Below are 23,974 nucleotides of genomic sequence, written 5' to 3' on the forward strand. Positions count from 1 at the left end.
GGCGGGCTTCTGCTCCGGCGTCGCGTCCGGGGTCGTGTCGATCAGCGGCTCGTCGGCCGCCTCGGCGTCCGTGGCGTCGACGACCGCGTCGGCCGTGGCCTCCGGCGCGAGGTCGAGCGCCTGGGTGTGCAGCTCGGCGACGACGCCGCGATCTCGACGCGCGCGGGCTTGGACAGGTCGTCCTTGTCGTACTCGACGAGCGTGCCGAACAGGCCGGAGCGCGTCATGACGCGGGCACCCGGGACCATGAGCTGCGCCTTGCGCTCCTGCTCCTCGCGCATCTTCTGCTGGCGGCGGCGCGAGCTGAAGAACATCCAGATCAGCAGCACGGCCAGGACGACGAGAAGAAGGAGGTTCGGATCCATGGGGCGGGGTGTGCCTTTCACGTCAGCGCACGCACCGTCTTCGGCGCGAGGAGGGGGATTCGGCGGGAGCCCGCCAGACCTTCAGCGATTATAGGTCATCGAATTTCAGCGCCCCGTCCGGGTGCGGCACGCCGAGGTGGGTGTACGCCTCCGGGGTGGCGACACGGCCGCGCGGCGTGCGGCCCATGAAGCCGATGCGCACGAGGTACGGCTCGACCACGCTCTCGACCGTGTCGGGCTCCTCGCCGACGGCGACCGCGAGGGTCGAGAGGCCGACGGGTCCGCCGCGGAAGCGCTTCACGAGAGCGTCGAGCACGGCGCGGTCGAGCCGGTCGAGGCCGATCTCGTCGACGTCGTAGAGGTCCAGCGCGGCGCGCACCTCGTCGATGCGCGGCGTCGACCCGCCCGTGTGGACCAGCGCGTAGTCGCGCACGCGGCGCAGCAGCCGGTTCGCGATGCGAGGCGTGCCGCGCGAGCGGCGGGCGATCTCGGCGCGCTGCCGCTCCTTGAGCTCGACCCCCAGCACCGCCGCCGAGCGGCCGATCACGCGCTCCAGCTCGGCCGGCTCGTAGTACTCGAGGTGGGCCGTGAAGCCGAAGCGGTCGCGGAGCGGGTTCGGGAGCATGCCCGAGCGCGTCGTGGCGCCGACCAGCGTGAACGGCGCGAGATCCAGCGGGATGCTGGTCGCGCCGGCGCCCTTGCCGACCATGATGTCGATCCGGAAGTCCTCCATCGCGAGGTAGAGCATCTCCTCGGCGGAGCGCGCCATCCGGTGGATCTCGTCGATGAAGAGGACCTCGCCCGGCGTGAGGCTCGACAGCAGCGCCGCGAGGTCGCCCGCGTGCTGGATCGCCGGGCCGCTCGAGAGCCGCAGCGGCCGGTCGCTCTCGTGCGCGACGATCATCGCGAGCGTGGTCTTGCCGAGCCCGGGCGGTCCCGCGAGCAGGATGTGGTCCGCGGGGCGCTGCTGGATGCGCGCCGCGTCCAGCAGCAGCTGCAGCTGACCGCGGACCTTCTGCTGGCCCACGAACTCGGCCAGCGACCCGGGGCGCAGCGCGCCCTCGATCGCGAGCTCCGTCTCGTCGATCGGGGCCGGCGTCGTCACGTCGAGGTCGCCGTCAGCCACGGGCCGCTCCCTGCTTGGCGGGGCCCAGCAGGGCCAGCGTCAGGCGCAGCAGGGCCTGGACAGAAGCGCGGTCGGCCTCCGACGCCGCCTCGGCGGCCTGCGCGACCGCGTCGCCGGCCACGCGCTCGGGCCAGCCGAGCCCCGCGACCGCCGTCACGACACGCGTGACGACGTCGTCCGGCACCACCGCCGGCGCCGCGCTCGGTGCCGGCGGGGCGAGCTTCCCCTGCAGCTGCACGACGATCAGCTTGGCGGTCTTCGGTCCGATCCCCGACACCTTGCGGAATGGGCGATCGTCGTCCTCCGCGACCGCCGCCGCGATCTGGTCGACCGTGAGCGCGGACAGCACGCCGAGCGCGGACTTCGGTCCGACGCCCGACACGCTCAGCATCGCGCCGAAGACCTCGAGCTCGTCGCGGCTCGCGAAGCCGAAGAGCGACAGCGAGTCCTCGCGCACGATCAGGCTGGTGTGCAGCGCGAGGGTCTCGCCGACCCGCGCGGTGCGCGCGACATCCGGCGGCACGGCGACCGAGAACCCGACTCCCCCGACCTCGACGATGACGCTGTCGGCGCCGGCGTGCAGGACCGTGCCGCGAAGGGAGGAGATCATGCGACCAGCCTACGTGCGGCTTCGCACCTATGTTCGAGCGACACGCGCGCGTCGCGAGCGCTTCTCGGCGTCGGCCCACGCGCGCTGCGCCGGGGTCAGCGAGGTGTCCGCGGCGTGGGCCTGGGCCGACGCACCCCCGCCCCACGCGTGACACAGCGCAAGCGCGAGCGCGTCCGCCGCATCCGCCGGCTGCGGCAGCGCATCCAGCCGCAGCACGCGCGCGATCATGGTCTGCACCTGCCGCTTGTCGGCCGATCCGTAGCCGGTCACGGCGGCCTTCACCTCGCTCGGCGTGTGGGTCGCGGCGGGGATGCCCCGCTCGGCCGCCAGCATGAGCGCGACGCCGCTGGCCTGGGCCGTGCCGGTCACCGAGTGCAGGTTGTGCTGCGCGAACACGCGCTCGACCGCGACGACGTCGGGCCGGTGCGCGTCGAGCACTGCCCGGATGCCGCGGGCGATGGCCGCGAGCCGCTCGGCGATGGGCATGTCGGGCGACGTGCGCACGACATCGACGTGCACGAGCGACGCGCTGCGGTCGCGCGCCACGTCGACGACGCCGACGCCGCAGCGGGTCAGGCCGGGGTCGATGCCCAGCACACGCAGCGAGCTCACCCGCCCAGCGTAGGCGCGGCATCCGACGCGACCCGCGCGAAGCGCCGCGCAGTTCCGAAGACCGGACGGATGAGGCCACGGCGGCGGCTGCGACCCCACCCTCCTCACCAGCAACACCCATCCGGTTTTCGGAACCGGGCACGGATGATCAGGCGCGCAGTCGATCCGCGTCGCGACGGTACATCGCCGCGTGGCCCCTGAGGTCGTCGCGGCCGGTGGCGCGCGCGTGCTCGTCGGTCCACGCCGCCAGCTCGTCGAGCCGGGGCGAGATCGCGGCCCGGAGGTCCGCGACCGACCACGGGCCGCCGTACGCCTCCACGAGCAATGCGACGCGTTCATCCGGCGAGCCGTGCCGCCCGGGATCGAACCTCTCGGCATCCTCGGCGTACGGCGCGATGCGGTACGCGAGATACGCGACGTCCCAGATCCGCGGCCCCGGCGACGCGAAGTCGAAGTCGATCGCGCCGACCAGGCGCCCGTCGCGCACGATGAGGTTGTAGGGCGCGAAGTCGTTGCGACAGACGACCTCGGCAGGACGGTGCACGGGAGCCCGCCAGGTCAGGGACCGTCTGGTGAGCGGTGCGCCCGCGTCGTGGATCCGGCGCAGGAGCCGCGCCGCATCCCGGAGCGCGTCCCGGCTCCACTGGACGTCGGATCCGGCGAGCACCTCCCCCGGCAGGAACGACAGGATCTCGCGACCGTGCTCGTCGATTCCCCGCACGCGCGGGGTGCCGTCCACGCCCGCTTCCTCGCAGCTGATCAGGAGCGCATGGACCGCGGGCGTCCACGGACCGGTCTCGCGGCGCACCGTGTCCCCGACGCGTACGACGGGCGCGATGTTGCCTCCGCCCAGCGCCTCGCCCTCGCCCACGCGCCCACCGTAGCGTTCCGAACGCCGGACGTATGCGACGACAGCGACGGATGGGACCTCACCCACCTCACGAGCACCACCCATCCGGTTTTCGGAACCGCCGGCGCAGACGACGCCGCCCCACCCGGGATCCGGATGGGGCGGCGTCAGAAGGCGTGGTTACTCATCGTCCTGCTCCAGCTCGGCCTGCACCTCGGGCGAGAGGTCGATGTTGGTGAAGACGTTCTGCACGTCGTCGCTGTCCTCGAGCGCGTCGATCAGCTTGAAGACCTTGCGGGCGGTCTCGGCGTCGACCGGGACCTTGACGTTCGCGACGAACTCGGCGTCGGCCGACTCGTACTCGATCCCGGCGTCCTGCAGCGCCGTGCGGACGGCGACCATGTCGCTCGCCTCGGTCACGATCTCGAAGCCGGACGGGTGCGGCTCGACCTCGAGCGCGCCGGCCTCGAGTGCGGCGAGCATGACGTCGTCCTCGGTCGTCCCCTCGCTCGAGGCGACGATGACGCCCTTGCGCTCGAAGTTGAACGACACGCTGCCCGGATCGGCCATGTTGCCGCCGTTGCGGGTGACGGCCGTGCGGACCTCGGCGGCCGCGCGGTTCTTGTTGTCGGTCAGACACTCGATCAGCATCGCGACGCCGCCCGGGGCGTAGCACTCGTACATGATCGTCGTGTAGTCGACCGACTCGCCGCCGATGCCGGCGCCGCGCTTGATCGCGCGGTCGATGTTGTCCTTCGGGACCGAGGTCTTCTTCGCCTTCAGCACCGCGTCGAACAGCGTCGGGTTGCCCGCCAGGTCGGGGCCGCCGAGCTTCGCCGCGACCTCGATGTTCTTGATGAGCTTCGCCCACGACTTCGCGCGCCTGGCGTCGATGACCGCCTTCTTGTGCTTGGTCGTGGCCCACTTGGAATGCCCGGACATATCTCTCCCGCTCTGCTGACGTGGCCCGAGGGCCTCGGGACATTCTACGAGAACCCGTCGGCCGGCTCGCGGTCGCGACCCTCGCGCGGCGGTGCGAGGATCGAGGGATGAAGATCCTCTCGATCCAGTCGGCGGTCGCGTACGGCCACGTGGGCAACTCGGCCGCGGTGTTCCCGCTGCAGCGCATCGGCGTCGAGGTCCTGCCGGTCTACACCGTGAACTTCTCGAACCACACCGGCTACGGCGCCTGGCGCGGTCCGCTCATCGCGCCGGACGACGTGCGCGAGGTCATCACGGGCATCGAGGAGCGCGGCGCCTTCCCGCGCATCGACGCCGTGCTGTCGGGCTACCAGGGCGGCGAGGGCATCGCGGACGTGATCGTCGACGCGGTCGCCCGCGTCAAGGCCGCGAACCCGGATGCGATCTACGCGTGCGACCCGGTGATGGGCAACGCGAAGTCCGGCTGCTTCGTCGCCCCGGCGATCCCGGATCTGCTGCGCGACAAGGTCGTGCCGGTGGCCGACCTGATCACGCCGAACCAGTTCGAGCTGGGCTACCTGACGGGCACGACCCCGCTCGATCTGGAGTCGACGCTCGCCTCCGTGGACCTGGCCCGCGACATGGGCCCGCGCACCGTCCTCGTCACGAGCGTCGAGCGCCCGGACCGCGAGGACGGCACGATCGAGATGCTCGCGGCCGACGACGCGGGTGCCTGGATCGTCCAGACGCCGCACCTGCCATTCAAGGCGAACGGCTCCGGTGATGTCACCGCCGCGCTGTTCACCGCGCACTACCGGGCGACGGGATCGGCGGCCGAGGCCCTCGCGCGCACCGCGTCCAGCGTTTTCGGGCTGCTGGAGCAGACCCTGGCGTCGGGCGAGCGCGAGCTGCAGCTCGTCGAGGCGCAGGAGCACTACGCGAACCCGCGCCTGGAGTTCGAGGCGCGCCAGGTGCGCTGATCCGTGTCTCACTTCGGGCCGGAATCCGCCTGGGATTCCGGCCCGAAGTGAGACATGCGAGTGGGACGTCAGGCCGCCGCGGCGACCTTGTCGAGGAACCGGCGGTGGAACCGGAGCTCCCCCGTCGCCTCGGGATGGAACGAGGTGCCGAGCAGCGCGCCCTGCTCCACCGCGACCACGCGCCCGTCGGGCAGCGCAGCGAGCGCAGACGCGGCGCCGAGCTCCTCGACGACGGGGGCTCGGATGAACGCCGCGCGCACCGGCGGCTCCCCCAGCACGGGCACGTCGAGGTCGGTCTCGAACGACTCCACCTGACCGCCGAACGCGTTGCGGCGGACCGTGACGTCGAGACCGCCGAAGGTCTCCTGACCTTCGATCGCGCCGTGGATCCGGTCGGCCAGCAGGATCAGCCCGGCGCACGTCCCGTAGACCGGCAGGCCGCGGGCGATCGCGTCGCGGATGGGCTGCTGCAGGTCGAATGCGCGCGCGAGCTTGTCGATCACGCTCGACTCGCCGCCTGGCAGCACGAGGCCGTCGACCTCGGCGAGCTCCGACGGCCGGCGCACGAGGGTCACCCGCGCGCCGAGCTCCTCCAGCACCCGGGCGTGCTCGCGGACGTCGCCCTGCAGGGCGAGCACGCCCACGCGCGGGGCCGCCATCGTCACCAGCCGCGCTCGGCCAGGCGGTGCGGCGCGGGCAGGTCGGCGACGTTGATGCCGACCATGGCCTCGCCCAGGCCGCGGGACACCTCGGCGATCACGGACGGGTCGTCGTGGAACGTCGTGGCCTTGACGATCGCCGCGGCGCGCTTGGCCGGGTCGCCCGACTTGAAGATGCCCGAGCCGACGAACACGCCGTCCGCGCCGAGCTGCATCATCATGGCCGCGTCGGCCGGGGTGGCCACGCCGCCCGCGGTGAACAGCACGACCGGCAGCTTGCCCGTCTCGGCCACCTCGGCGACCAGCTCGTAGGGCGCCTGCAGCTCCTTGGCGGCCACGTACAGCTCGTCCTTCGTGAGCGACCGCAGGCGGTTGATCTCGCCCGTGATGGTCCGGATGTGCTTGGTCGCCTCGGACACGTCGCCCGTGCCCGCCTCGCCCTTCGAGCGGATCATGGCGGCGCCCTCCGTGATGCGGCGCAGCGCCTCGCCCAGGTTGGTCGCGCCGCATACGAACGGCACCGTGAAGGGCCACTTGTCGATGTGGTTCACGTAGTCGGCCGGCGAGAGCACCTCGGACTCGTCGATGTAGTCGACGCCGAGCTGCTGCAGCACCTGGGCCTCGACGAAGTGGCCGATGCGGGCCTTCGCCATGACCGGGATCGAGACGGCCTCGATGATGCCGTCGATCATGTCGGGGTCGCTCATGCGGGAGACACCGCCCTGGGCCCGGATGTCGGCGGGCACGCGCTCGAGCGCCATGACGGCGACGGCGCCGGCGTCCTCGGCGATGCGGGCCTGCTCGGGCGTGACGACGTCCATGATGACGCCGCCCTTCAGCATCTCCGCGAGGCCGCGCTTGACGCGGCCGGTGCCCGTGGTCGGGTTCGACGCCGTGGGGTTCGACATGGGATCTCCTGGGGTGGGGACGCGCGTCAGGGTCGCGCAGGGTGGGTTTGATCTAGGCCAAAAAATACCACGATCCAGACCATAGACTCGACGGGATGACATCCCCCACCGGCACGGACGAGATCCACGGCGGTACGGCCGCCGAGATCGGCGCGAGCGTGCGCGAGCTCGTCGAGCGCGGCGCCCTCGCCCCGGGCGACGCGCTGCCCCCGGTGCGGGCGCTCGCGGAGCGACTGGGCGTCAACCGGAACACCGCCGTCGCCGCGTACCGGCTGCTCGCCCGGTCCGGGCTCGTGGTGTCGCAGGGCCGCGCCGGCACGCGCGTCGCGGGCGGCGCCCGCGTGGCGCAGGAGGGCTACTCCCCCGGCTCGGCGCTGCGGGACGTGGCCACCGGCAACCCTGATCCGGCGCTCATCCCGGATCTCTCGCGCGCGCTGCAGGCCGCCGCGGGACGTCCCGTGCTGTACGGCGAGCCCGTGATCGACCAGGCCGTCGAGGAGTGGGCGCGCGGCTGGCTCGCGCCGGACACGCCGTCGGACGACTTCCGCGTCACGGTGACAAGCGGCGCCGTCGACGCGATCGAGCGCCTGCTCGCCCAGGCGCTGATGCGCGACGACGCCGTCGCGCTCGAGGATCCGTGCTTTCTCGCGAGCATCCACACGGTCCGCCTGGGCGGCTACCGGGCGGTGCCCGTGCCGGTCGACGCCGAGGGCATGACGCCGGACGGCCTGCGCGCCGCGCTCGAGGACGGCGTGCGCGCCATGGTCTGCACGCCCCGCGCCCAGAACCCCACCGGGGCCGCGGTCACCGCCGGGCGCGCCGCCGAGCTGCGCGACGTGCTGGCGGATCATCCGTACGTGCTCGTGATCGAGGACGACTACTTCTCGCTGCTCTCTCGCCGCCCCTTCCATTCGATCGTGGGGCCGGGCCACCGTCGCTGGGCGCTCGTGCGCTCGGTGTCGAAGTTCATCGGGCCCGACATGTGCCTGGCCGTGACGGCCTCGGACCCGAAGACCGCCGGCCGGCTCGCCATGCGCCTGAGCCCCGGCACGACGTGGGTGAGCCACCTGCTCCAGCGACTGTCGCACGCCATGCTGTCGGATCCGGACGTGCTGGCGCAGATCGACCGCGCGGGCGCGCATTACGCGGAGCGGAACGAGACGTTCACGCGGCTGCTCGCCGCGCAGGGGATCCAGGCGAGCGCGGGCGACGGCCTGAGCCTCTGGATTCCGGTGGGCGCGCCCGCGCGCGACGTCGCCGAGCAGCTCATGCGCCGCGGCTGGCTCGCCCGCACGGGTGACGAGTTCCAGCTCCGCGAGGACGCTCCCCCGTCGCAGCACCTGCGCGTCACGGTCCACGACCTCACGGACGACGAGATGAAGACCCTCGCATCAGACCTGGCGGCATCAAGAACAGCTTCCTTTTAGCTCGCTTCGCTCGCGCGTCGCACGCTCTCGGGCACCCGCTTCGCGGATGCCGCTCGGCGAGCGACACGCCGTCGCTCCGCTCCGTCGGAGGCGTGCGCTTCGCGCCCGCAGGGTCGCTTCGCTCCACGCTCGCTACGCTCGCACGTCATCCAGCGTCGCGAGCAAGGAAGTCAGGAAACCGGCCAGGCGTCAAACAGGGTGCGACGGACATCGCCGAGCAGCTGCGGCAGGGCCTTGGTGCGGGCGATGATCGGGAAGAAGTTCGCGTCGCTCGCCCAGCGGGGCACGATGTGCTGGTGCAGGTGCTCCTCGACGCCCGCACCCGCCACGTGACCCTGGTTCATGCCGATGTTGAAGCCGTCGCAGCGCGAGACCTCCTTGAGCACCCGCATGGCCGTCTGCGTCAGCTCGCCGATCTCGGCGACCTCCTCCGGCGTGGCCTCGTCGTACATGCCGATGTGGCGATACGGGCACACGAGCAGGTGGCCCGAGTTGTACGGGAACAGGTTCAGCAGGACGAACGCCGTGCGGCCGCGGTGGACGATCAGGCCGGCCTCGTCGTCCTTACCGGGCGCCGCGCAGAACGGGCAGCCCGACCCGCGGTTCACGTCCGCGCCGGCGGCGATGTACACCATCCGATGCGGGGTCCACAGGCGCTGGAACTGATCCGGCACCCCGCTGAAGTCGGAGGCGTGCTCGAGGCGGCCGTCCACGTGGACGTGCCCCTCGGCGCCCGCCTCCGCGGTCACACCAGGTCCTCTGCCGTCTGGATGAGCGCGTGCTGCGCGATCGCCCCCGTCACGAGCGCGACCGCCTCGTCGAGCGGCACGCCGTTGCGCTGCGAGCCGTCGCGGAAGCGGAACGACACCGTGCCGGCGGCGCGGTCCTGCTCGCCCGCGATCAGCAGCAGCGGCACCTTGGAGGTCGTGTGCGTGCGGATCTTCTTCTGCATGCGGTCGTCCGAGTGGTCGACCTCGGCGCGTACGCCGGCGGCGCGCAGCCGGGCCACGGCCTCGTCGAGGTACTCCGCGTACTCGCCCGCGACGGGGACGCCCATGACCTGGACGGGCGCGAGCCAGAGCGGGAAGTCGCCCGCGTAGTGCTCGAGCAGGATCGCGAAGAACCGCTCGATGGATCCGAACAGGGCCCGGTGGATCATGATGGGGCGCTGCTTGGATCCGTCGCGGTCGGTGAACTCGAGGTCGAAGCGCTCGGGCAGGTTGAAGTCGAGCTGCACGGTCGACAGCTGCCACGAGCGCCCGATCGCGTCGGTCACCTTGAGGTCGATCTTGGGGCCGTAGAACGCGGCCTCGCCGGGCTCCTCCACGAGGTGGAGCCCCGTCTTCAGCGCGACGCGGCGCAGGGCGTCGGTCGCCGTGGCCCAGACCTCCTCCTCGCCGATCCACTTGCCCTTCTCGTCGTCGCGCATCGACAGCTCGAGGCGGAAGTCGTCGAGGCCGAAGTCCTTCAGGAGCGACAGCACGAACTCGAGGACCTTCGTGGTCTCGGCCTCGAGCTGCTCGGGCGTGACGAACAGGTGCGCGTCGTCCTGCGTGAAGCCGCGCACGCGGGTCAGCCCGTGCAGCGCGCCGGACAGCTCGTTGCGGTACACCGTGCCGTTCTCGGCCAGGCGCAGCGGCAGGTCGCGGTAGCTGCGGGCGCGCTCCTTGTAGATCAGGATGTGCATCGGGCAGTTCATCGGCTTCAGGTAGTAGTCGACGCCCTGCTTGGTGACGTTGCCCTGCTCGTCGCGCTCCTCGTCCATCCGGATCGGCGGCCAGATCCCCTCGGCGTAGGTCACGAGGTGGTTCGAGGTCACGAAGAGGTCCTTCTTCGTGATGTGCGGCGTGTAGACGTAGCTGTAGCCCTCGGCCATGTGGCGGCGGCGTGCGTGCTGCTCCATCTCGCCGCGGACGATGCCGCCCTTGGGGTGCCACACCGACAGGCCGGAGCCGATCTCGTCGGGGAACGAGAACAGGTCGAGCTCCTTGCCGAGCTTGCGGTGGTCGCGGCGCGCGGCCTCCTCGAGGCGCTCCTGGTAGGCGCGCAGCTCGTCCTTCGACGGCCACGCCGTGCCGTAGATGCGCTGCAGCTGCGGGTTCTTCTCGCTTCCGCGCCAGTAGGCGCCGGCGACGCGCAGGATGTCCCAGCCGTTGCCGACCATCCGCGTGGAGGGCACGTGGGGCCCGCGGCAGAGGTCCTTCCAGACGGTCTCGCCCGTGCGGCCGTCGATGTTGTCGTAGATCGTCAGCTCGCCCTCGCCGACCTCGACGCCGGCGCCCTCGGCGGCCTCCTTCTTGCCGCCCTTCAGCCCGATCAGCTCGAGCTTGAACGGCTCGTCGGCGAGCTCGGCGCGCGCCTCGTCGTCGCTGACCGCGCGGCGGCGGAAGCGCTGCGCGTCGCGGACGATGCGCTGCATCTCCTTCTTGATCGCCTTCAGGTCATCGGGCGTGAAGGGCTCGTCCACGCCGAAGTCGTAGTAGAAGCCGTCGGTGATGAACGGGCCGATGCCGAGCTTCGCGCCGGGGCGCAGCTTCTGCACGGCCTGCGCGAGCACGTGCGCGGTCGAGTGGCGCAGGATGTTCAGCCCGTCGGGGCTGTCGATGGTCACCGGCTCGACCGTCTGCGTCTCCGTGACCTCGGTCGCGAGGTCCTTCAGCTCACCGTCGACGCGGATCGCGACGACGTTCTTCTCGGGGTGCAGATCGAATCCGGTGGTCACCCGTCAATCCTAGTTCGCCGTCGCGCGCTCCCCCGCCGACGCGGCCTCAGACCTCGGGCAGGGTGCGCCCGAACATCTGCGCGGTGGCGCGGGCGGACGGGTTGCCGGCATCCGGGTCGGCACCCGCCTTCAGGAGCGTGCGGATGACGTCGTCGTGCTGCTTGAACACCGCGCCGGCGAGCGGGGTCTGCCCCCGGCCGCTCACGCGGTCCACGTCGGCGCCGCGCTCCGCGAGCGCCGCGACCAGCTCGGCGTGCCCGTGGTACGCGGCGAGCATGAGCAGCGTCGATCCCTGCGCGTCCGCGAGATCGACCGGCACCCCGGAGTCGATGCGATCGAGCAGCCGCGCGGACTGACCCGTGCGCGCCATGTCGAACAGGCGGTCGGCGAACTCGGCGACGTCGGCCGGCATCTCATCCGTCATGCCCTCAGTCAACCATCCCCGGATGCGGAGAAGCCCGGGGCCTGAGGGCCGCCGGGCTTCGGAGTGGAGCGGATGACGAGACTCGAACTCGCGACCCTCACCTTGGCAAGGTGATGCGCTACCAACTGCGCTACATCCGCATGAGCCGGATACGGGATCCGCTCGTGCGCGATACTGGGATCGAACCAGTGACCTCTTCCGTGTCAGGGAAGCGCGCTACCGCTGCGCCAATCGCGCTCATCAAGAGCTGTATTCAATTATGACGAGGTGGCGACGGGATTCGAACCCGTGTAAACGGCTTTGCAGGCCGGTGCCTCGCCTCTCGGCCACGCCACCGCGGGGGATCGAAACCCGCATGCCTGGATCTCCGGGGAGATCCCTGCACTCGAGCGGATGACGAGACTCGAACTCGCGACCCTCACCTTGGCAAGGTGATGCGCTACCAACTGCGCTACATCCGCATCGCCCCCGATTCGCACCGGGCACTTGTTACACACTAGCCGACGACGGCGGCAGAGCCAAACCAGCACCGGTGTCCGGGCGTGTCCGGCGGCTGCCCGCCGACGGCAGGGGCGCCGTGTCAAGCCGCTCCCCCGCGGCGGCGGCCACGCCTAGCCTCGAGCCCATGGGAACCACGGACGACATGACCCCGGAAGAGAAGCGCCACGACCAGCTGACCTCCGCCCCGGGCGCGACCGAGGACGACGCGCGGCCCCGCATCGAGGTCTCCGAGCACGACGGAGTGAAGCGCATCGACATCGCCGACGACGCCCCGGTGCGACCCGGCGACCCCACGGAGGATCCCGAGGCCTGACCGTCGCCGGAGACGGCGAGAGCCCCCGGCGTGCCGGGGGCTCTCTGCGGTGGGCGATACCAGACTCGAACTGATGACCTCTTCCGTGTGAAGGAAGCGCGCTACCAACTGCGCCAATCGCCCGTGCTGTTCAGTTCCTCGGCCTTGCGGGCCGAGAAGTCATACTACCCGATCCTGCCTGCGCGTCCGAACCGCGCCCGCACCGGGCGTGGCCCGCGCCGCGCGTCAGCTCCCCGCGCCCCATCCGTAGCGCCGCTGCAGCGCGGCCGCGACGCGCGTGAAGCGGTCGAGATCGAGAGCCGCCGCCTCGCGGCGCATGCCGTCGGCGTGCACGCTGTACAGCTGGTCGAGATCGACCCAGGACTCCCGGCCGGCCGGATCCCAGGGTCCCGAGCCGAGCGGCAGGAACTCGCGATCCCCGTCCTTCGACTTGCTGGTGAGCTTGACCGCGTAGTGGCGATCGGCGCCGTGGCGGGCGATCAGCAGGACCGGGCGGTCCTTGCCCCGGCCGTCGTTCTCGGCGTACGGCACCCAGGTCCACACCACCTCGCCGGCGTCGGCCTCGCCGTCGTGCTGGGGCGCGTAGGACAGCCGCAGTCGGGGGACGTCCTCCGGTCGCAGCTCCACGGTCTGGATGCCGCTCGGGGCCGCGTCCGCACGCGCGTCGCCGAGGCCGCCCGACTCGCCGCGCGATCCGGGCCGCGGGCCGCGGAGGCCGTCGTCGCGCCCCCGCCTCGGCCGGCGGGTCGCCGTCTCCAGCGCGCCGAGCGCCAGCTTCGCGAGCGTGCCGAGGAAGCTCTGTCGTGCCATGGCCCGAGCCTATCGGCCGGGCCGGGGGCCGATCCTCGCGTGGCGCCGCAACACACGGAGGGCGCCGCGGCCGAAGCCGCGACGCCCTCCGCTCGGTGGGGTCTCCCGGTGCTGGGGGCACCGGTGGTGGGGTCAGTTTGCGAGCGTGTAGCCCGTCTCGCCGTGCACGACGGTGTCGACACCGGCGAGCTCGTCCTCGTTCTTCACGCGGAAGCCGATCGTCTTCTCGATCGCGAAGCCGACCGCGAAGGCGATGACGAAGGAGTACAGCGCCACAGCGACCGCGCTGACGGTCTGCAGGACCAGCTGCGAGAAGTCTCCCGTGTAGAACAGGCCCGCGTCCGTGGCGGCGAAGCCGAGGAAGATCGTGCCGATGAGGCCCGCGACGAGGTGGATGCCTACCACGTCCAGCGAGTCGTCGTAGCCGAGCTTCCACTTCAGCTCGATGGCCAGGGCGGCCACGGCACCCGCGATCGCGCCGAGGACCAGGGCCCAGCCCGGCGTCAGGTTGCCGGCCGCCGGCGTGATGGCGACAAGACCCGCGACGGCGCCCGAGGCGGCGCCGACCGAGGTGGCCTTGCCGTCCTTGAGCTTCTCGACGATCAGCCAGCCCAGCACGGCGGCAGCCGGAGCGCCGATCGTGTTGAGGAAGCTCAGGCCCAGGCCCTCCTGGTCGCCGGAGAGGCCGGTGTTGAAGCCGAACCATCCGAACCACAGGATCGAGGCGCCCAGCACCACGAACGGGACGTTGTGGGGCTGGTGGATGCCCTTCTGGAAGCCGATGCGCTTGCCGAGCACGAGAGCGAGGGCAAGGGCCGCGGCACCCGCGTTGATGTGCACCGCGGTGCCGCCCGCGAGGTCGATGACCGCGTAGTCGCCGATGGTCCAGGACTGGATCCAGCCGCCGCCCCACACCCAGCCGGCGACGGGGAAGTACGACAGCGTCGCCCAGACGCCGGCGAAGACCAGCCACGCGCCGAACTTCGCACGGTCGGCGATCGCGCCCGAGATCAGGGCCACGGTGATGATCGCGAACGTCGAACCGAACGCCACGTCGATCAGGTCGATGCCGGGGGCGGTCAGGCCGAAGCCGGCGAACGGGTTGCCGGCGAAGCCGGGGATCAGCACGGCGGCGCCCTCGAAGTACTCGCCGTCACCGCCCGCGCCGGTGTAGATCATGTAGCCGTAGAGGATCCACAGCACGCCGATGAGGGCGATCGATCCGAAGCTCATCATGATCATGCTGATGACGCTCTTGGCCTTGACGAGTCCGCCGTAGAAGAACGCAAGGCCCGGGGTCATGAACAGCACGAGCGCCGCACTGGCGACGATCCAGATGCTTGACGGGGTGAGTTCCATCACTACCTCTCATGTGTTGGATTGCAGGTCCGTCCGGTCTGACCGCGTGCGGATCCGCCATTCGGGTGCGCCAAGTCTCCCGAGCACCCGTTTCCCGGTGGGTGCTCAGCGTGTTTCCTGGGTGTTACGCCGCGATGCGTCAGGTAAACATCGCGTTTCCTGACAGCGCGAATCCACCCAGATGCGTCGCGAAACGCCCCACGTGCGGCCGTGAGCCGCGCGTGGGGCGTTCGAAGGAGGACGGTCGGCGCGTCAGGCGTGCGTCGAGGCGACGAGGCGGGAGATCGCCCGCAGGTACTTCTTCCGGTAGCCGCCTGCGAGCATGTCGTCGCCGAACACCTGGTCGAGCGACAGGCCGGTCGCGCGGACCGGCAGCTCGGCGTCGTAGACGCGGTCGACGAACGCCACGAAGCGCAGCGCCTCCGACTGGTCCGTGAGCTGGCGCACGTCGCGCAGCCCGATGGCGTCGACCCCGTCGATCAGGCGGATGTACCGCGAAGGGTGCACGCGCGCGAGATGGGAGATGAGGGCGTCGAACCCGTCGTCGCTGGCCGTGCCGAAGGCTGCCAGCGCCGCCTCGTACGCCGCCTCGTCCAGGACGGGCGCGTGCCCGGACAGCGAACGCTGGCGGAAGTCCACGCCGTCGATGCGGATGGTCTGGAAGCTGTCGGCCATCGCGTGGATCTCGCGCAGGAAGTCCTGCGCGGCGAAGCGCCCCTCCCCGAGCGCGTTCGGCGGAGTGTTGCTCGTGGCCGCGAGGCGCGTGCCGCCCTTCACGAGCTCGCCGAGCAGCCGCGTCATGACCATGGTGTCGCCCGGGTCGTCCAGCTCGAACTCGTCGATGCACAGCAGCGCGGAGCCCTGCAGGAGGTCCACGGTCTGCCGGTACCCGAGGGCCCCCACGAGGGCGGTGTACTCGATGAACGAGCCGAAGTACTTCCGGCGGGCGGGCACCGCGTGGTAGATCGACGCGAGCAGGTGCGTCTTGCCGACGCCGAACCCGCCGTCGAGGTACACGCCCGGCTTCATCTCGGGCGTCTTCGGCCGGCGCGAGAACAGCCCACCCCGCTTGGCGGGCGGGGCGCCCACCGCGAAGGTCGTGAGCAGCTCCTTCGCCTCCTGCTGGGACGGATACGACGGATCCGCGCGGTACGTGTCGAAAGTCGCGTCGTCGAACTGCGGCGGCGGCACGAGGCTCGCCAGCATCTCCTCGCCGCTGAGCTGCGGCTGACGCTCGGTGAGGTGAACGATGCCGGTCGCGGTGGAGGTCATGGATTTCCGATCGTTACGCGCGCTGCCGGGGCCCCGATGCGCGCCCGCGCGGGGGCGCCTACCCTCGGAACAGGGGCGTGAACAGCCTAATCGCGCGTCGCCCCGCGGCCCATCCGGCCTCCCACCGCCCGGCATCGCACCACCGACATCCCAGGAGCACACGTGAGCGTCGAGTTCGACCCCTCCCCCGCCTTCGCCGACTACGCCGAGCCCGGCCGCCTGGTCTCGACCGCGTGGGTCGCGGAGCACCTGGGCGCGCCGGGCCTGGTCGTCGTCGAGTCGGACGAGGACGTGCTGCTGTACGAGACCGGCCACATCCCCGGCGCCGTGAAGATCGACTGGCACACCGAGCTGAACGACCCCGTCGTGCGCGATTACGTCGACGGCGAGGGCTTCGCCCGGCTGCTGAGCGCCAAGGGGATCTCCCGCGACGACACGGTCGTGATCTACGGGGACAAGAGCAACTGGTGGGCCGCGTACGCCCTGTGGGTCTTCTCGCTGTTCGGCCACGAGGACGTGCGGCTGATGGACGGCGGGCGCGACCGCTGGATCGCCGAGGGCCGTCCCCTGACGACCGAGCCGGCCGCGCGACACGCGACCGAGTACCCGGTGGTCGAGCGCGACGACTCCGTGCTGCGCGCGTACAAGGAGGACGTCCTGGTCCACCTCGGGAGCCCGCTGATCGACGTCCGGTCCCCCGAGGAGTACACGGGCGCGCGCACCACGGCCCCGGCCTACCCCGAGGAGGGCGCTCTGCGCGCCGGCCACATCCCGACGGCCCGCAACGTGCCGTGGGCCCGCGCGGTCGGCGAGGACGGCGGCTTCAAGCCCCGCGCGGAGCTCGAGGCGCTGTACCGCGACGAGGTCGGGCTGCGCGACGGCGACGACATCGTCGCCTACTGCCGCATCGGCGAGCGCTCGAGCCACACGTGGTTCGTGCTGAAGCACCTCCTGGGTTTCGAGAAGGTCCGCAACTACGACGGCTCATGGACCGAGTGGGGCTCGGCCGTGCGCGTGCCGATCGTGACGGGCGCCGAGCCCGGGGAGGCGCCCGCGGGCTGACCCCGCCGCGCGCGCCGATGGGAGGATGGGGAGATGATGCCCGAGTCTCTCCCCGCGCCGCTCGCCGAGATCCGCGACGAGTTCCTCGAGCTGGACGAGCCCGAGCGACTTCAGCTTCTGCTGGAGTTCTCGCGCGAGCTCCCGGAGGCGCCCGAGGAGTACCGCGACCATCCGGAGCTCACGGAGCGCGTGGCGGAATGTCAGTCGCCCGTGTACATCGTGGTGGAGGTCGCGCAGGACGACACCGTGACCATGCACGCCCTGGCCCCCGCCGAGGCGCCCACGACCCGCGGGTTCGCGAGCATCCTGGCGCAGGGCATCAGCGGGCTCACGGCCCAGGAGGTGCTCGCCGTGCCGGGTGACTATCCACAGTCCCTCGGGCTCACGCGCGCGGTCTCGCCGCTGCGCATCGCGGGCATGACCGGGATGCTGATGCGAGCCAAGCGGCAGGTCCAGGCACGCCTCGACGCGCGCTGAGCGCGTCGATCCGGCCGGCGCTCAGCGGGTGGTGCCGAGCCCGCGCGCGGCGAGCCAGTCGCGGATCGCGGTGGTCCAGCGTCGCTCGTCGTAGTTCCAGAGCTTCGTGTGCCGCGCGACCTCGAACGTCTCCATCGTGACAAGGTCGGGGCGCGCCGCAGCGAGCGCGTGCGAGGCGTCGGACGGCACGTAGCCGTCGTCGTCGCTGTGCATGAGCAGGATCGGCACGTCCAGCTCGCCCGCGCGCGCGACCATGTCGAGCTCGTCGAACGGGATCCCGCGCCCGGCACGGACGACGCGGGCCGTGAGCGGCGTGGACAGCGTGCCGATGGCGGCGGACGCGGCGAACGGCGGCACGCCCAGCTCCCGGGCGTGGTAGCGGAGCACCAGACGCCAGTCCACGACCGGCGACTCGAGGATGAGCCCCTCGAGCACGTCGCGGTGCGCGGAGTTGACCGAGGTCTGCAGCGCGATCGCGCCGCCCATCGACCACCCCATGAGCACGATGCGCCGTGCGCCGTGTTCGCGCGCCCAGCCGATCGCGGCGTCCACGTCGCGCCACTCCCGCGCCCCGAGTCCGTACTTGCCCGTGCGGCTCGGCGGCGCCTCGCCGTCGTTGCGGTACGAGACGACGAGGGACGAGATCCCCGCCGCGTGGAGGACCGGCACGGCGCGCAGGCCCTCGGCACGCGTGGTGCCTCGGCCGTGGACGATCACGGCCCACACGTCGCCGCGTCCGGCGGAGAACAGCCACGCCGGCGCGTGGCCGACGGGGGTGTCGACCCACTCCTCGGTGTACGGAAGGTGCAGCTGCTCCGGCGCGTCGAAGTACCAGCCGCTGAACGACGCGTACGGGCCGACCTTGGTCCCGGCCGCGATGTGGCTGAGCAGCTTGCGCGTCACACCGCGGTCGTCGAGCGCGAGGACCGCCCCCAGCTTCACGTAGCCCGCGCCGTTCGTGAACACCCCGTACCGCCCCGGCAGCACCGTGTCGGGAGTGTGCGAGAGCGTGATGGTCTGGGCCGCGCGGTCGATGCCCACGATCTCGACGTCGGCGACGCGGGGAGCCGGGGTCACGACCTTGCGCGCCACGTCGGCGATCCGCACGCTCAGCGCCGTCGCGACGCCGGTGAACAGCACTCCGAGGCCCACCATCGAGACGAGCGCCGATGCGGCGGCTGGGGAAGCGGCGCGCCTGAGGTGCTTCATGACCCTCCCACTCTAATCTGACGTCGTGAGTGGAGAAGGAGGCGCCCCGGCGGCGTTCGCCGCGGCCGAGGAGCAGCTGCGCGCGTCGACGTTCCGCAGCGACTTCGTGGTGCGCGAGATCCCGTCGCCGCAGGGCGTCGCGCCGTTCAGCCTCGCGCTCGCGGGCGACGTCCGGCCGACCGCCGAGGGCGAGTCGCCGTACGGCACCGGCCGCTTCATCCTGCTGCACGACCCGGCCGAACCCGACGCCTGGGGTGGCGCCTGGCGCATCGTGGCGTTCGCGCAGGCTCCGCTGGAGCCCGAGATCGGCACCGATCCCCTGCTCGCCGACGTCGCCTGGTCGTGGCTGGTCGACGCGCTGGACTCCCGTCACGCGCAGTACCACTCCGCCTCGGGCACGGCCACCAAGATCCTGTCCAAGGGCTTCGGCTCGCTGGCCGACGAGGGCGATGGCGCCCAGATCGAGCTGCGCGCGTCGTGGACGCCCGACGGCCCGTTCGGCGCGCACGTGGAGGCGTGGGCCGAGCTGGTCTGCATGCTGGCGGGTCTCCCGCCCGGGTCGGAGGGCATCGCGGTCCTCGGAGAGCGGAGGAACCTGCATGGCTGAGGCCGCGCACTACGACGTCATCGACACCCCGGAGGAGCTCGCGGCCGCGAGCCGGGCGCTGTCAGCCGGCGAGGGTCCCGTCGCCGTGGACGTGGAGCGCGCCTCGGGCTTCCGCTACTCGCAGCGGGCCTACCTCGTGCAGGTGTTCCGTCGCGGCGCCGGCGTCTTCCTGTTCGACCCGCCGGCGCTCGACGACCTGGCCCCGCTCCAGGAGGCGATCGGCGGCGAGGAGTGGGTGCTCCACGCGGCCAGCCAGGATCTGCCCTCCCTGCGCGAGCTCGACCTGGTTCCGGCCCGGATCTTCGACACCGAGCTGGCGGCGCGCCTCCTCGGCTGGGAGCGCGTGGGCCTCGCGGCGGTCGTGGAGGCCACGCTCGGGATCTCGCTCAAGAAGGAGCACTCGGCGGCCGACTGGTCGACGCGCCCCCTCCCCCAGGCGTGGCTCGAGTACGCGGCGCTCGACGTGGAGCACCTCGTCGACGTCCGCGACGCGCTCGTGGCGGCGCTCGCGGAGGCCCGCAAGACCGAGTTCGCGGCCCAGGAGTTCGACGCCACGCTGCACCGCGAGCCCAAGCCGCCCCGCGCGGAGCCGTGGCGCCGGCTGAGCGGCCTGCACACGGTGCGCGGGCGCCGCAACCTCGCGATCGCGCGCCAGCTCTGGCTCGCCCGCGAGGAGTACGCGCAGCAGCAGGACGTCTCCCCCGGCCGCCTGGTTCCGGACCGCGCGCTGGTCGCCGCGGTGATGGCCGCGCCCGGCTCCAAGAGCGAGCTGGCCGCGCTCAAGGCGTTCAACGGCCGCGCGAGCCGGACGCAGCTCGACCGCTGGTGGAACGCGATCGTCGCCGGGCGCGAGAGCGGAGACCTCCCGGTCGAGCGCGTGCCGAGCGACACGCTGCCGCCGCCGCGGGCGTGGGCCGACCGCAATCCCGAGGCGGACGCGCGCCTCAAGCAGGCGCGTCCCGCGGTCGAGGAGCGCGCCGCCGCGCTGTCGATGCCCACCGAGAACCTGCTCACGCCGGATACGCTCCGCCGCGTGGCGTGGGAGCCGCCCGCGCCCGCCGATGCCGCCGCGATCGCCGGGGCGCTGCGCGCGCTCGGCGCCCGCGAGTGGCAGATCGAGCAGACCGCGGAGCTGATCGCGGAGGCGTTTGTGCGGGCCGTTCAATCCCCCGACGACGCCGTCGAAGCGCGTTAGTCGATCCTGGCCAACCGGTTCCAGGCGCACCGGGCCGCTCCCTAGGCTGAACAGCAATCAACACTGGGAGGCAGAGTGGCCGAGCTCTCTGATGTCTATTTCGTCGACGGCACGCGGACCCCGTTCGGGCGCGCCGGCGAGAAAGGCATGTACTGGAACACGCGTGCGGATGACCTCGTCGTCAAGGCGATGAAGGGTCTCATCGAGCGCAATGCGGAGATCCCGAAGGACCGGATCGACGACGTCGCGATCGCCGCGACCTCGCAGACGGGCGACCAGGGCCTGACGCTGGGGCGCACCGCCGCGATCCTCGCGGGGCTTCCGCAGACCGTGCCCGGCCTGGCGGTCGAGCGCATGTGCGCGGGCGCCATGACGAGCGTGACGACCATGGCCGCGTCGATCGGCGTCGGCATGTACGACGTCGCCATCGCGGGCGGCGTCGAGCACATGGGGCGCCACCCCATCGGCTCGAACTCCGACCCGAATCCCCGCTTCGTGGCGGAGCGCATCGTCGACAGCGGCGCGCTCAACATGGGTGTCACCGCCGAGCGCATCCACGACCGGTTCCCGCACCTGACCAAGGAGCGGGCGGACCGCTACAGCATGCTCAGCCAGCACAAGCTGCAGGCTGCCTACGAGGCCGGGAAGATCCAGCCCGACCTGGTGCCGGTCGCCGTGATCGGCCCCGACGGACAGTGGGGCCTGGCGACCGAGGACGAGGGCCGCCGCCCAGAGACGACGATGGAGGGGCTCGCGACGCTCAAGACGCCGTTCCGCCCGCACGGGCGCGTCACGGCCGGTACGTCGTCGCCGCTCACGGACGGCGCGACCGTGAGCCTGCTGGCGAGCGGCGCGGCCGTGAAGGAGTTCGGCCTCGCCCCGAAGATGAAGCTGGTGTCGTTCGCGTTCGCGGGCGTCGAGCCCGAGATCATGGGCATCGGCCCGATCCCCTCGACCGAGAAGGCGCTCGCCAAGGCCGGCCTCACGGTCGACGACATCGGCCTGTTCGAGCTCAACGAGGCCTTCGCCATCCAGGTGCTCTCGCTCCTGGACCACTTCGGCATCGCCGACGACGATCCGCGGGTCAACCCGTGGGGCGGCGCGATCGCGGTCGGCCACCCGCTCGCGGCCTCCGGCGTGCGCCTCATGATCCAGCTCGCCGCGCAGTTCGCGGAGCACCCCGAGGTGCGCTACGGGCTGACGGCCATGTGCGTCGGTCTGGGTCAGGGCGGCACCGTCATCTGGGAGAACCCCCACTACACCGGCAAGAAGAAGAAGAAGCAGAAGTGAGCCAGGCAGTGACCGACTACACCACCATCGACTTCTCCCCCCTCCAGCAGCTCACTGCCGACGAGGTCGTCACCCATTCGCTCGTGAGCGACGTGAAGCTCCCGAGCGGCCGCACCATCGCGCTCGTCACCCTGCACAACGGGAAGGACCACACGCGCCCGAACACGCTGGGCCCCGCGACCCTCCTCGAGCTCGGCGAACGACTCGACGAGCTCAAGGAGCGCGCGGCCGCGGGTGAGATCGACGCGGTGGCCGTGACCGGCAAGCCGTACATCTTCGCCGCGGGCGCCGACCTCTCCGGGGTCGGCGACCTCCCCTCGAAGGACGTCGCGCGGCTGATCGCCCAGCTCGGGCACCACGTCCTCGGCCGGCTGTCGAAGCTGGGCGTGCCGTCGTTCTCGTTCGTGAACGGCCTCGCGCTCGGCGGCGCGGTCGAGATCGCCCTGAACTCGACGTACCGCACGGTCGACTCGTCGGCGGCGGCGATCGCGCTGCCCGAGGTCTTCCTCGGCCTGGTGCCCGGATGGGGCGGCGTCACGCTGCTGCCGAACCTGATCGGCATCGAGAACGCCCTCGAGGTGATCATCTCCAACCCGCTCAAGCAGAACCGGACCCTCAAGCCCCAGCAGGCCTATGAGCTGGGGATGTTCGACGCGGTCTTCGGGCCCGCCGCGTACCTGGAGGACTCGCTGCGCTGGGCCGACGGCGTGCTCTCGGGTGAGATCGAGGTCGAGCGGAAGAACGCTCCGGGCAGGATCGAGCGGCTCACCAAGTGGCCGATCGCGATCAAGGTCGCCCGCGGCATGCTCGAGAGCCGGATCGGGACGGTGCCGCGCGCGCCGTACCTGGCGCTCGAGCTCATGGACAAGGCGCGCTCCGGATCGATCGAGGAGGGCTTCGAGCGCGAGGACGAGGCTCTCGCCGAGCTGATCTCGGGCGACCAGTTCGTGGCGTCGATGTACGCGTTCGATCTCGTGCAGAAGCGGGCGAAGCGCCCGGTCGGCGCACCCGACAAGGAGCTGGCGCGCAAGGTCACCAAGGTCGGCGTGATCGGCGCCGGCCTCATGGCCGGCCAGTTCGCCCTGCTCTTCGCTCGGCGCCTGCAGGTGCCCGTGCTCATCACGGACATCGACCAGGCTCGGGTCGACAAGGGCCTCGCGTACATCCGCGACGAGATCGCCGCGCTCGAGGCCAAGGGGCGCATCGACGCCGACACCGGGAACCGGCTGCGCGCGCTCGTGCGCGGCACGATCGACAAGGCCGAGTACGCCGACTGCGACTTCGTGATCGAGGCGGTGTTCGAGGAGACCGGCGTCAAGCAGCAGGTGTTCCGCGAGATCGAGGCGATCGTCTCCCCCGAGGCGATCCTGGCGACCAACACGTCGTCGCTGTCGGTCGAGGAGATCGGCTCGGTCCTCGCGAACCCCGAGCGGCTCGTGGGCTTCCACTTCTTCAACCCGGTCGCGGTCATGCCCCTGATCGAGATCGTGAAGACGCCGCAGTCCAGCGACGTGGCGCTGTCCACCGCGTTCGTGGTGGCGAAGAACCTCCGCAAGAACGCCGTCCTCACGGCCGACGCACCCGGCTTCGTGGTCAACCGGCTGCTGGCGAAGGTCATGGGCGAGGCCGCGCGCGCGGTCGACGAGGGCACGCCGCTGCTCACGGTCGAGAAGGCGTTCGCGCCGCTCGGGCTTCCGATGACCCCGTTCCAGCTGATCGACCTGGTCGGCTGGAAGGTCGCGGCGCACGTCCAGGACACCATGGTGCGCCACTTCCCCGACCGGTTCTTCGCGTCCGAGAACCTCCATCGCCTCGCCGAGCTCGACCAGGTCGTGGAGAAGGACAGGAACGGCCGCGTGACGGGCTGGACCAAGCAGGCGCAGAAGACGCTCGTGACCGGGAAGAGCCCCGCCGCCGAGGCGGAGATCCTGCGACGCGTCGAGGACGGCCTCGCGAGCGAGATCCGGCTCATGCTCGACGAGGGCGTCGTCCCCGAGGTCGAGGACATCGACCTGTGCCTCATCCTGGGCGCCGGCTGGCCGTTCATCGACGGCGGCGCCTCGGCCTACCTCGACCGCTCGGGCGCCTCGGAGCGCGCGTTCGGGGGCACGTTCCACACGCCGCCCCTCCGCGGAGCGGCAAACCGCTGATGTCGCACGAGGCGCCGGATCCCACGGGTCCGGCGCCTCGTCATGATACGGACCCGCCGACCGCATGTCATGCGCGCCGCGACGCGACACGCGGCGCGTCGTAACATCGCGACTCGGTCCGTAAC

The 23,974-nt window shown here is 71.6% G+C and carries 24 protein-coding genes and 5 tRNA genes; 9 read left to right on the forward strand and 20 right to left on the reverse strand.

All coding sequences use genetic code 11. The features are described 5' to 3' along the window. Positions 1–41: 41 nt before the first annotated feature. The 6 genes from B5M43_RS00550 to B5M43_RS00575 form a co-directional block, all read right to left on the reverse strand. The gene (locus B5M43_RS00550; RefSeq protein WP_230667472.1) at positions 42–365 is read right to left on the reverse strand and encodes a preprotein translocase subunit YajC; all 324 of its coding nucleotides are present in this window, start codon (positions 363–365) and stop codon (positions 42–44) included. Positions 366–453: 88 nt separating this feature from the next. After that, complete coding sequence (gene ruvB / locus B5M43_RS00555) at positions 454–1,491, reverse strand: Holliday junction branch migration DNA helicase RuvB (RefSeq protein ID WP_134745044.1); 1,038 nt, start codon at positions 1,489–1,491, stop codon at positions 454–456. After that, positions 1,484–2,101, reverse strand: coding sequence for a Holliday junction branch migration protein RuvA (ruvA, locus tag B5M43_RS00560; protein ID WP_055988354.1), 618 nt, complete (start codon positions 2,099–2,101; stop codon positions 1,484–1,486). Before ruvA ends, ruvB begins: the two co-directional genes overlap by 8 nt. 27 nt (positions 2,102–2,128) lie before the next feature. Continuing rightward, positions 2,129–2,713: a crossover junction endodeoxyribonuclease RuvC gene (gene ruvC, locus B5M43_RS00565; RefSeq protein ID WP_055988355.1), complete on the reverse strand. Its 585-nt coding sequence runs from the start codon at positions 2,711–2,713 to the stop codon at positions 2,129–2,131. A 148-nt stretch (positions 2,714–2,861) separates the two neighbouring features. Further along, positions 2,862–3,584, reverse strand: coding sequence for a phosphotransferase (locus tag B5M43_RS00570; protein ID WP_055988357.1), 723 nt, complete (start codon positions 3,582–3,584; stop codon positions 2,862–2,864). Between the two features lie 159 nt (positions 3,585–3,743). Next, complete coding sequence (locus tag B5M43_RS00575) at positions 3,744–4,505, reverse strand: YebC/PmpR family DNA-binding transcriptional regulator (protein ID WP_055988359.1); 762 nt, start codon at positions 4,503–4,505, stop codon at positions 3,744–3,746. Positions 4,506–4,612: 107 nt separating this feature from the next. Here B5M43_RS00575 and pdxY point away from each other — a divergent pair, with 107 nt between their 5' ends. After that, entirely contained in the window at positions 4,613–5,464 is an 852-nt protein-coding gene (pdxY, locus tag B5M43_RS00580; RefSeq protein ID WP_055988361.1) for a pyridoxal kinase PdxY, read from the forward strand. Between the two features lie 68 nt (positions 5,465–5,532). Here pdxY and pdxT read toward each other — a convergent pair whose 3' ends face one another. Next, positions 5,533–6,123 carry a pyridoxal 5'-phosphate synthase glutaminase subunit PdxT gene (gene pdxT, locus B5M43_RS00585; protein WP_055988363.1) on the reverse strand — a complete coding sequence of 197 codons (591 nt, stop codon included), beginning with the start codon at positions 6,121–6,123 and terminating at the stop codon, positions 5,533–5,535. Positions 6,124–6,125: 2 nt separating this feature from the next. Beyond that, positions 6,126–7,031 carry a pyridoxal 5'-phosphate synthase lyase subunit PdxS gene (pdxS, locus tag B5M43_RS00590; protein ID WP_055988365.1) on the reverse strand — a complete coding sequence of 302 codons (906 nt, stop codon included), beginning with the start codon at positions 7,029–7,031 and terminating at the stop codon, positions 6,126–6,128. Positions 7,032–7,126: 95 nt separating this feature from the next. Between pdxS and B5M43_RS00595 the strand changes: the two genes are divergently transcribed. Beyond that, complete coding sequence (locus B5M43_RS00595) at positions 7,127–8,458, forward strand: aminotransferase class I/II-fold pyridoxal phosphate-dependent enzyme (protein WP_134745042.1); 1,332 nt, start codon at positions 7,127–7,129, stop codon at positions 8,456–8,458. Between the two features lie 170 nt (positions 8,459–8,628). Here the strand turns inward: B5M43_RS00595 and B5M43_RS00600 are convergent, their stop codons facing one another. From B5M43_RS00600 to B5M43_RS00630, 7 genes are all read right to left on the reverse strand, one after another. After that, positions 8,629–9,207: an HIT domain-containing protein gene (locus B5M43_RS00600; RefSeq protein WP_055988369.1), complete on the reverse strand. Its 579-nt coding sequence runs from the start codon at positions 9,205–9,207 to the stop codon at positions 8,629–8,631. Then, on the reverse strand, positions 9,204–11,180 hold the full coding sequence (gene thrS, locus B5M43_RS00605) for a threonine--tRNA ligase (RefSeq protein WP_055988371.1): 1,977 nt from the start codon (positions 11,178–11,180) through the stop codon (positions 9,204–9,206). The genes B5M43_RS00600 and thrS overlap by 4 nt, the downstream gene beginning before the upstream one ends. 46 nt (positions 11,181–11,226) lie before the next feature. Further along, positions 11,227–11,604: an ankyrin repeat domain-containing protein gene (locus B5M43_RS00610; protein ID WP_055988373.1), complete on the reverse strand. Its 378-nt coding sequence runs from the start codon at positions 11,602–11,604 to the stop codon at positions 11,227–11,229. 64 nt (positions 11,605–11,668) lie between these two features. Next, positions 11,669–11,744: transfer RNA gene (locus B5M43_RS00615), tRNA-Gly, on the reverse strand. Positions 11,745–11,769: 25 nt separating this feature from the next. Further along, positions 11,770–11,841, reverse strand: a tRNA-Val gene (locus tag B5M43_RS00620). A gap of 28 nt (positions 11,842–11,869) precedes the next feature. Beyond that, positions 11,870–11,940 (reverse strand) — tRNA-Cys (locus B5M43_RS00625). A 52-nt stretch (positions 11,941–11,992) separates the two neighbouring features. After that, positions 11,993–12,065 (reverse strand) — tRNA-Gly (locus B5M43_RS00630). A gap of 164 nt (positions 12,066–12,229) precedes the next feature. Between B5M43_RS00630 and B5M43_RS00635 the strand changes: the two genes are divergently transcribed. Continuing rightward, positions 12,230–12,418, forward strand: a complete 189-nt coding sequence (locus tag B5M43_RS00635) for a hypothetical protein (RefSeq protein ID WP_055988375.1) — start codon at positions 12,230–12,232, stop codon at positions 12,416–12,418. A 50-nt stretch (positions 12,419–12,468) separates the two neighbouring features. On the opposite strand, the gene B5M43_RS00640 is transcribed toward B5M43_RS00635, so the two are convergent. The 4 genes from B5M43_RS00640 to zapE form a co-directional block, all read right to left on the reverse strand. Next, positions 12,469–12,541 (reverse strand) — tRNA-Val (locus tag B5M43_RS00640). Between the two features lie 102 nt (positions 12,542–12,643). Next, entirely contained in the window at positions 12,644–13,228 is a 585-nt protein-coding gene (locus B5M43_RS00645) for a type II toxin-antitoxin system PemK/MazF family toxin (RefSeq protein WP_055988377.1), read from the reverse strand. Positions 13,229–13,360: 132 nt separating this feature from the next. Beyond that, a complete protein-coding gene (locus B5M43_RS00650) occupies positions 13,361–14,587 on the reverse strand; it encodes an ammonium transporter (protein ID WP_055988379.1) in 1,227 nt (408 codons plus the stop codon). Positions 14,588–14,839: 252 nt separating this feature from the next. After that, positions 14,840–15,859, reverse strand: coding sequence for a cell division protein ZapE (gene zapE, locus B5M43_RS00655; RefSeq protein ID WP_055988381.1), 1,020 nt, complete (start codon positions 15,857–15,859; stop codon positions 14,840–14,842). Positions 15,860–16,021: 162 nt separating this feature from the next. Between zapE and B5M43_RS00660 the strand changes: the two genes are divergently transcribed. Continuing rightward, the gene (locus B5M43_RS00660) at positions 16,022–16,921 is read left to right on the forward strand and encodes a sulfurtransferase (RefSeq protein WP_134745040.1); all 900 of its coding nucleotides are present in this window, start codon (positions 16,022–16,024) and stop codon (positions 16,919–16,921) included. A gap of 33 nt (positions 16,922–16,954) precedes the next feature. Next, complete coding sequence (locus B5M43_RS00665) at positions 16,955–17,398, forward strand: SufE family protein (protein WP_134745038.1); 444 nt, start codon at positions 16,955–16,957, stop codon at positions 17,396–17,398. A gap of 21 nt (positions 17,399–17,419) precedes the next feature. On the opposite strand, the gene B5M43_RS00670 is transcribed toward B5M43_RS00665, so the two are convergent. After that, positions 17,420–18,607, reverse strand: coding sequence for a S9 family peptidase (locus B5M43_RS00670; RefSeq protein WP_134745036.1), 1,188 nt, complete (start codon positions 18,605–18,607; stop codon positions 17,420–17,422). A 25-nt stretch (positions 18,608–18,632) separates the two neighbouring features. On the opposite strand from B5M43_RS00670, the gene B5M43_RS00675 reads away from it, so the two are divergent. The 4 genes from B5M43_RS00675 to B5M43_RS00690 all read left to right on the forward strand — a co-directional run bounded on the left by B5M43_RS00675 (position 18,633) and on the right by B5M43_RS00690 (position 23,849). Next, complete coding sequence (locus B5M43_RS00675) at positions 18,633–19,214, forward strand: DUF3000 domain-containing protein (protein ID WP_055988387.1); 582 nt, start codon at positions 18,633–18,635, stop codon at positions 19,212–19,214. Next, complete coding sequence (locus B5M43_RS00680) at positions 19,207–20,409, forward strand: HRDC domain-containing protein (protein WP_055988390.1); 1,203 nt, start codon at positions 19,207–19,209, stop codon at positions 20,407–20,409. Before B5M43_RS00675 ends, B5M43_RS00680 begins: the two co-directional genes overlap by 8 nt. Positions 20,410–20,484: 75 nt before the next feature. Continuing rightward, the gene (locus tag B5M43_RS00685) at positions 20,485–21,699 is read left to right on the forward strand and encodes a thiolase family protein (RefSeq protein ID WP_134745035.1); all 1,215 of its coding nucleotides are present in this window, start codon (positions 20,485–20,487) and stop codon (positions 21,697–21,699) included. Between the two features lie 8 nt (positions 21,700–21,707). Continuing rightward, entirely contained in the window at positions 21,708–23,849 is a 2,142-nt protein-coding gene (locus B5M43_RS00690; protein WP_134745140.1) for a 3-hydroxyacyl-CoA dehydrogenase NAD-binding domain-containing protein, read from the forward strand. Positions 23,850–23,974: the final 125 nt, after the last annotated feature.

It is taken from the genome of Microbacterium sp. MEC084 (assembly GCF_004514465.2).
Taxonomy (GTDB): Bacteria; Actinomycetota; Actinomycetes; order Actinomycetales; family Microbacteriaceae; genus Microbacterium.

Excerpts from the sequence above, each read along its gene's own strand:
- B5M43_RS00550 (WP_230667472.1), bottom strand. The coding sequence starts at position 365 with ATGGATCCGAACCTCCTTCTTCTCGTCGTCCTGGCCGTGCTGCTGATC.
- ruvA (WP_055988354.1), bottom strand. The coding sequence starts at position 2,101 with ATGATCTCCTCCCTTCGCGGCACGGTCCTGCACGCCGGCGCCGACAGC.
- B5M43_RS00575 (WP_055988359.1), bottom strand. The coding sequence starts at position 4,505 with ATGTCCGGGCATTCCAAGTGGGCCACGACCAAGCACAAGAAGGCGGTC.
- pdxY (WP_055988361.1), top strand. The coding sequence starts at position 4,613 with ATGAAGATCCTCTCGATCCAGTCGGCGGTCGCGTACGGCCACGTGGGC.
- pdxT (WP_055988363.1), bottom strand. The coding sequence starts at position 6,123 with ATGGCGGCCCCGCGCGTGGGCGTGCTCGCCCTGCAGGGCGACGTCCGC.
- pdxS (WP_055988365.1), bottom strand. The coding sequence starts at position 7,031 with ATGTCGAACCCCACGGCGTCGAACCCGACCACGGGCACCGGCCGCGTC.
- B5M43_RS00595 (WP_134745042.1), top strand. The coding sequence starts at position 7,127 with ATGACATCCCCCACCGGCACGGACGAGATCCACGGCGGTACGGCCGCC.
- B5M43_RS00610 (WP_055988373.1), bottom strand. The coding sequence starts at position 11,604 with ATGACGGATGAGATGCCGGCCGACGTCGCCGAGTTCGCCGACCGCCTG.
- B5M43_RS00635 (WP_055988375.1), top strand. The coding sequence starts at position 12,230 with ATGGGAACCACGGACGACATGACCCCGGAAGAGAAGCGCCACGACCAG.
- B5M43_RS00645 (WP_055988377.1), bottom strand. The coding sequence starts at position 13,228 with ATGGCACGACAGAGCTTCCTCGGCACGCTCGCGAAGCTGGCGCTCGGC.
- B5M43_RS00650 (WP_055988379.1), bottom strand. The coding sequence starts at position 14,587 with ATGGAACTCACCCCGTCAAGCATCTGGATCGTCGCCAGTGCGGCGCTC.
- zapE (WP_055988381.1), bottom strand. The coding sequence starts at position 15,859 with ATGACCTCCACCGCGACCGGCATCGTTCACCTCACCGAGCGTCAGCCG.
- B5M43_RS00665 (WP_134745038.1), top strand. The coding sequence starts at position 16,955 with ATGATGCCCGAGTCTCTCCCCGCGCCGCTCGCCGAGATCCGCGACGAG.
- B5M43_RS00670 (WP_134745036.1), bottom strand. The coding sequence starts at position 18,607 with ATGAAGCACCTCAGGCGCGCCGCTTCCCCAGCCGCCGCATCGGCGCTC.
- B5M43_RS00680 (WP_055988390.1), top strand. The coding sequence starts at position 19,207 with ATGGCTGAGGCCGCGCACTACGACGTCATCGACACCCCGGAGGAGCTC.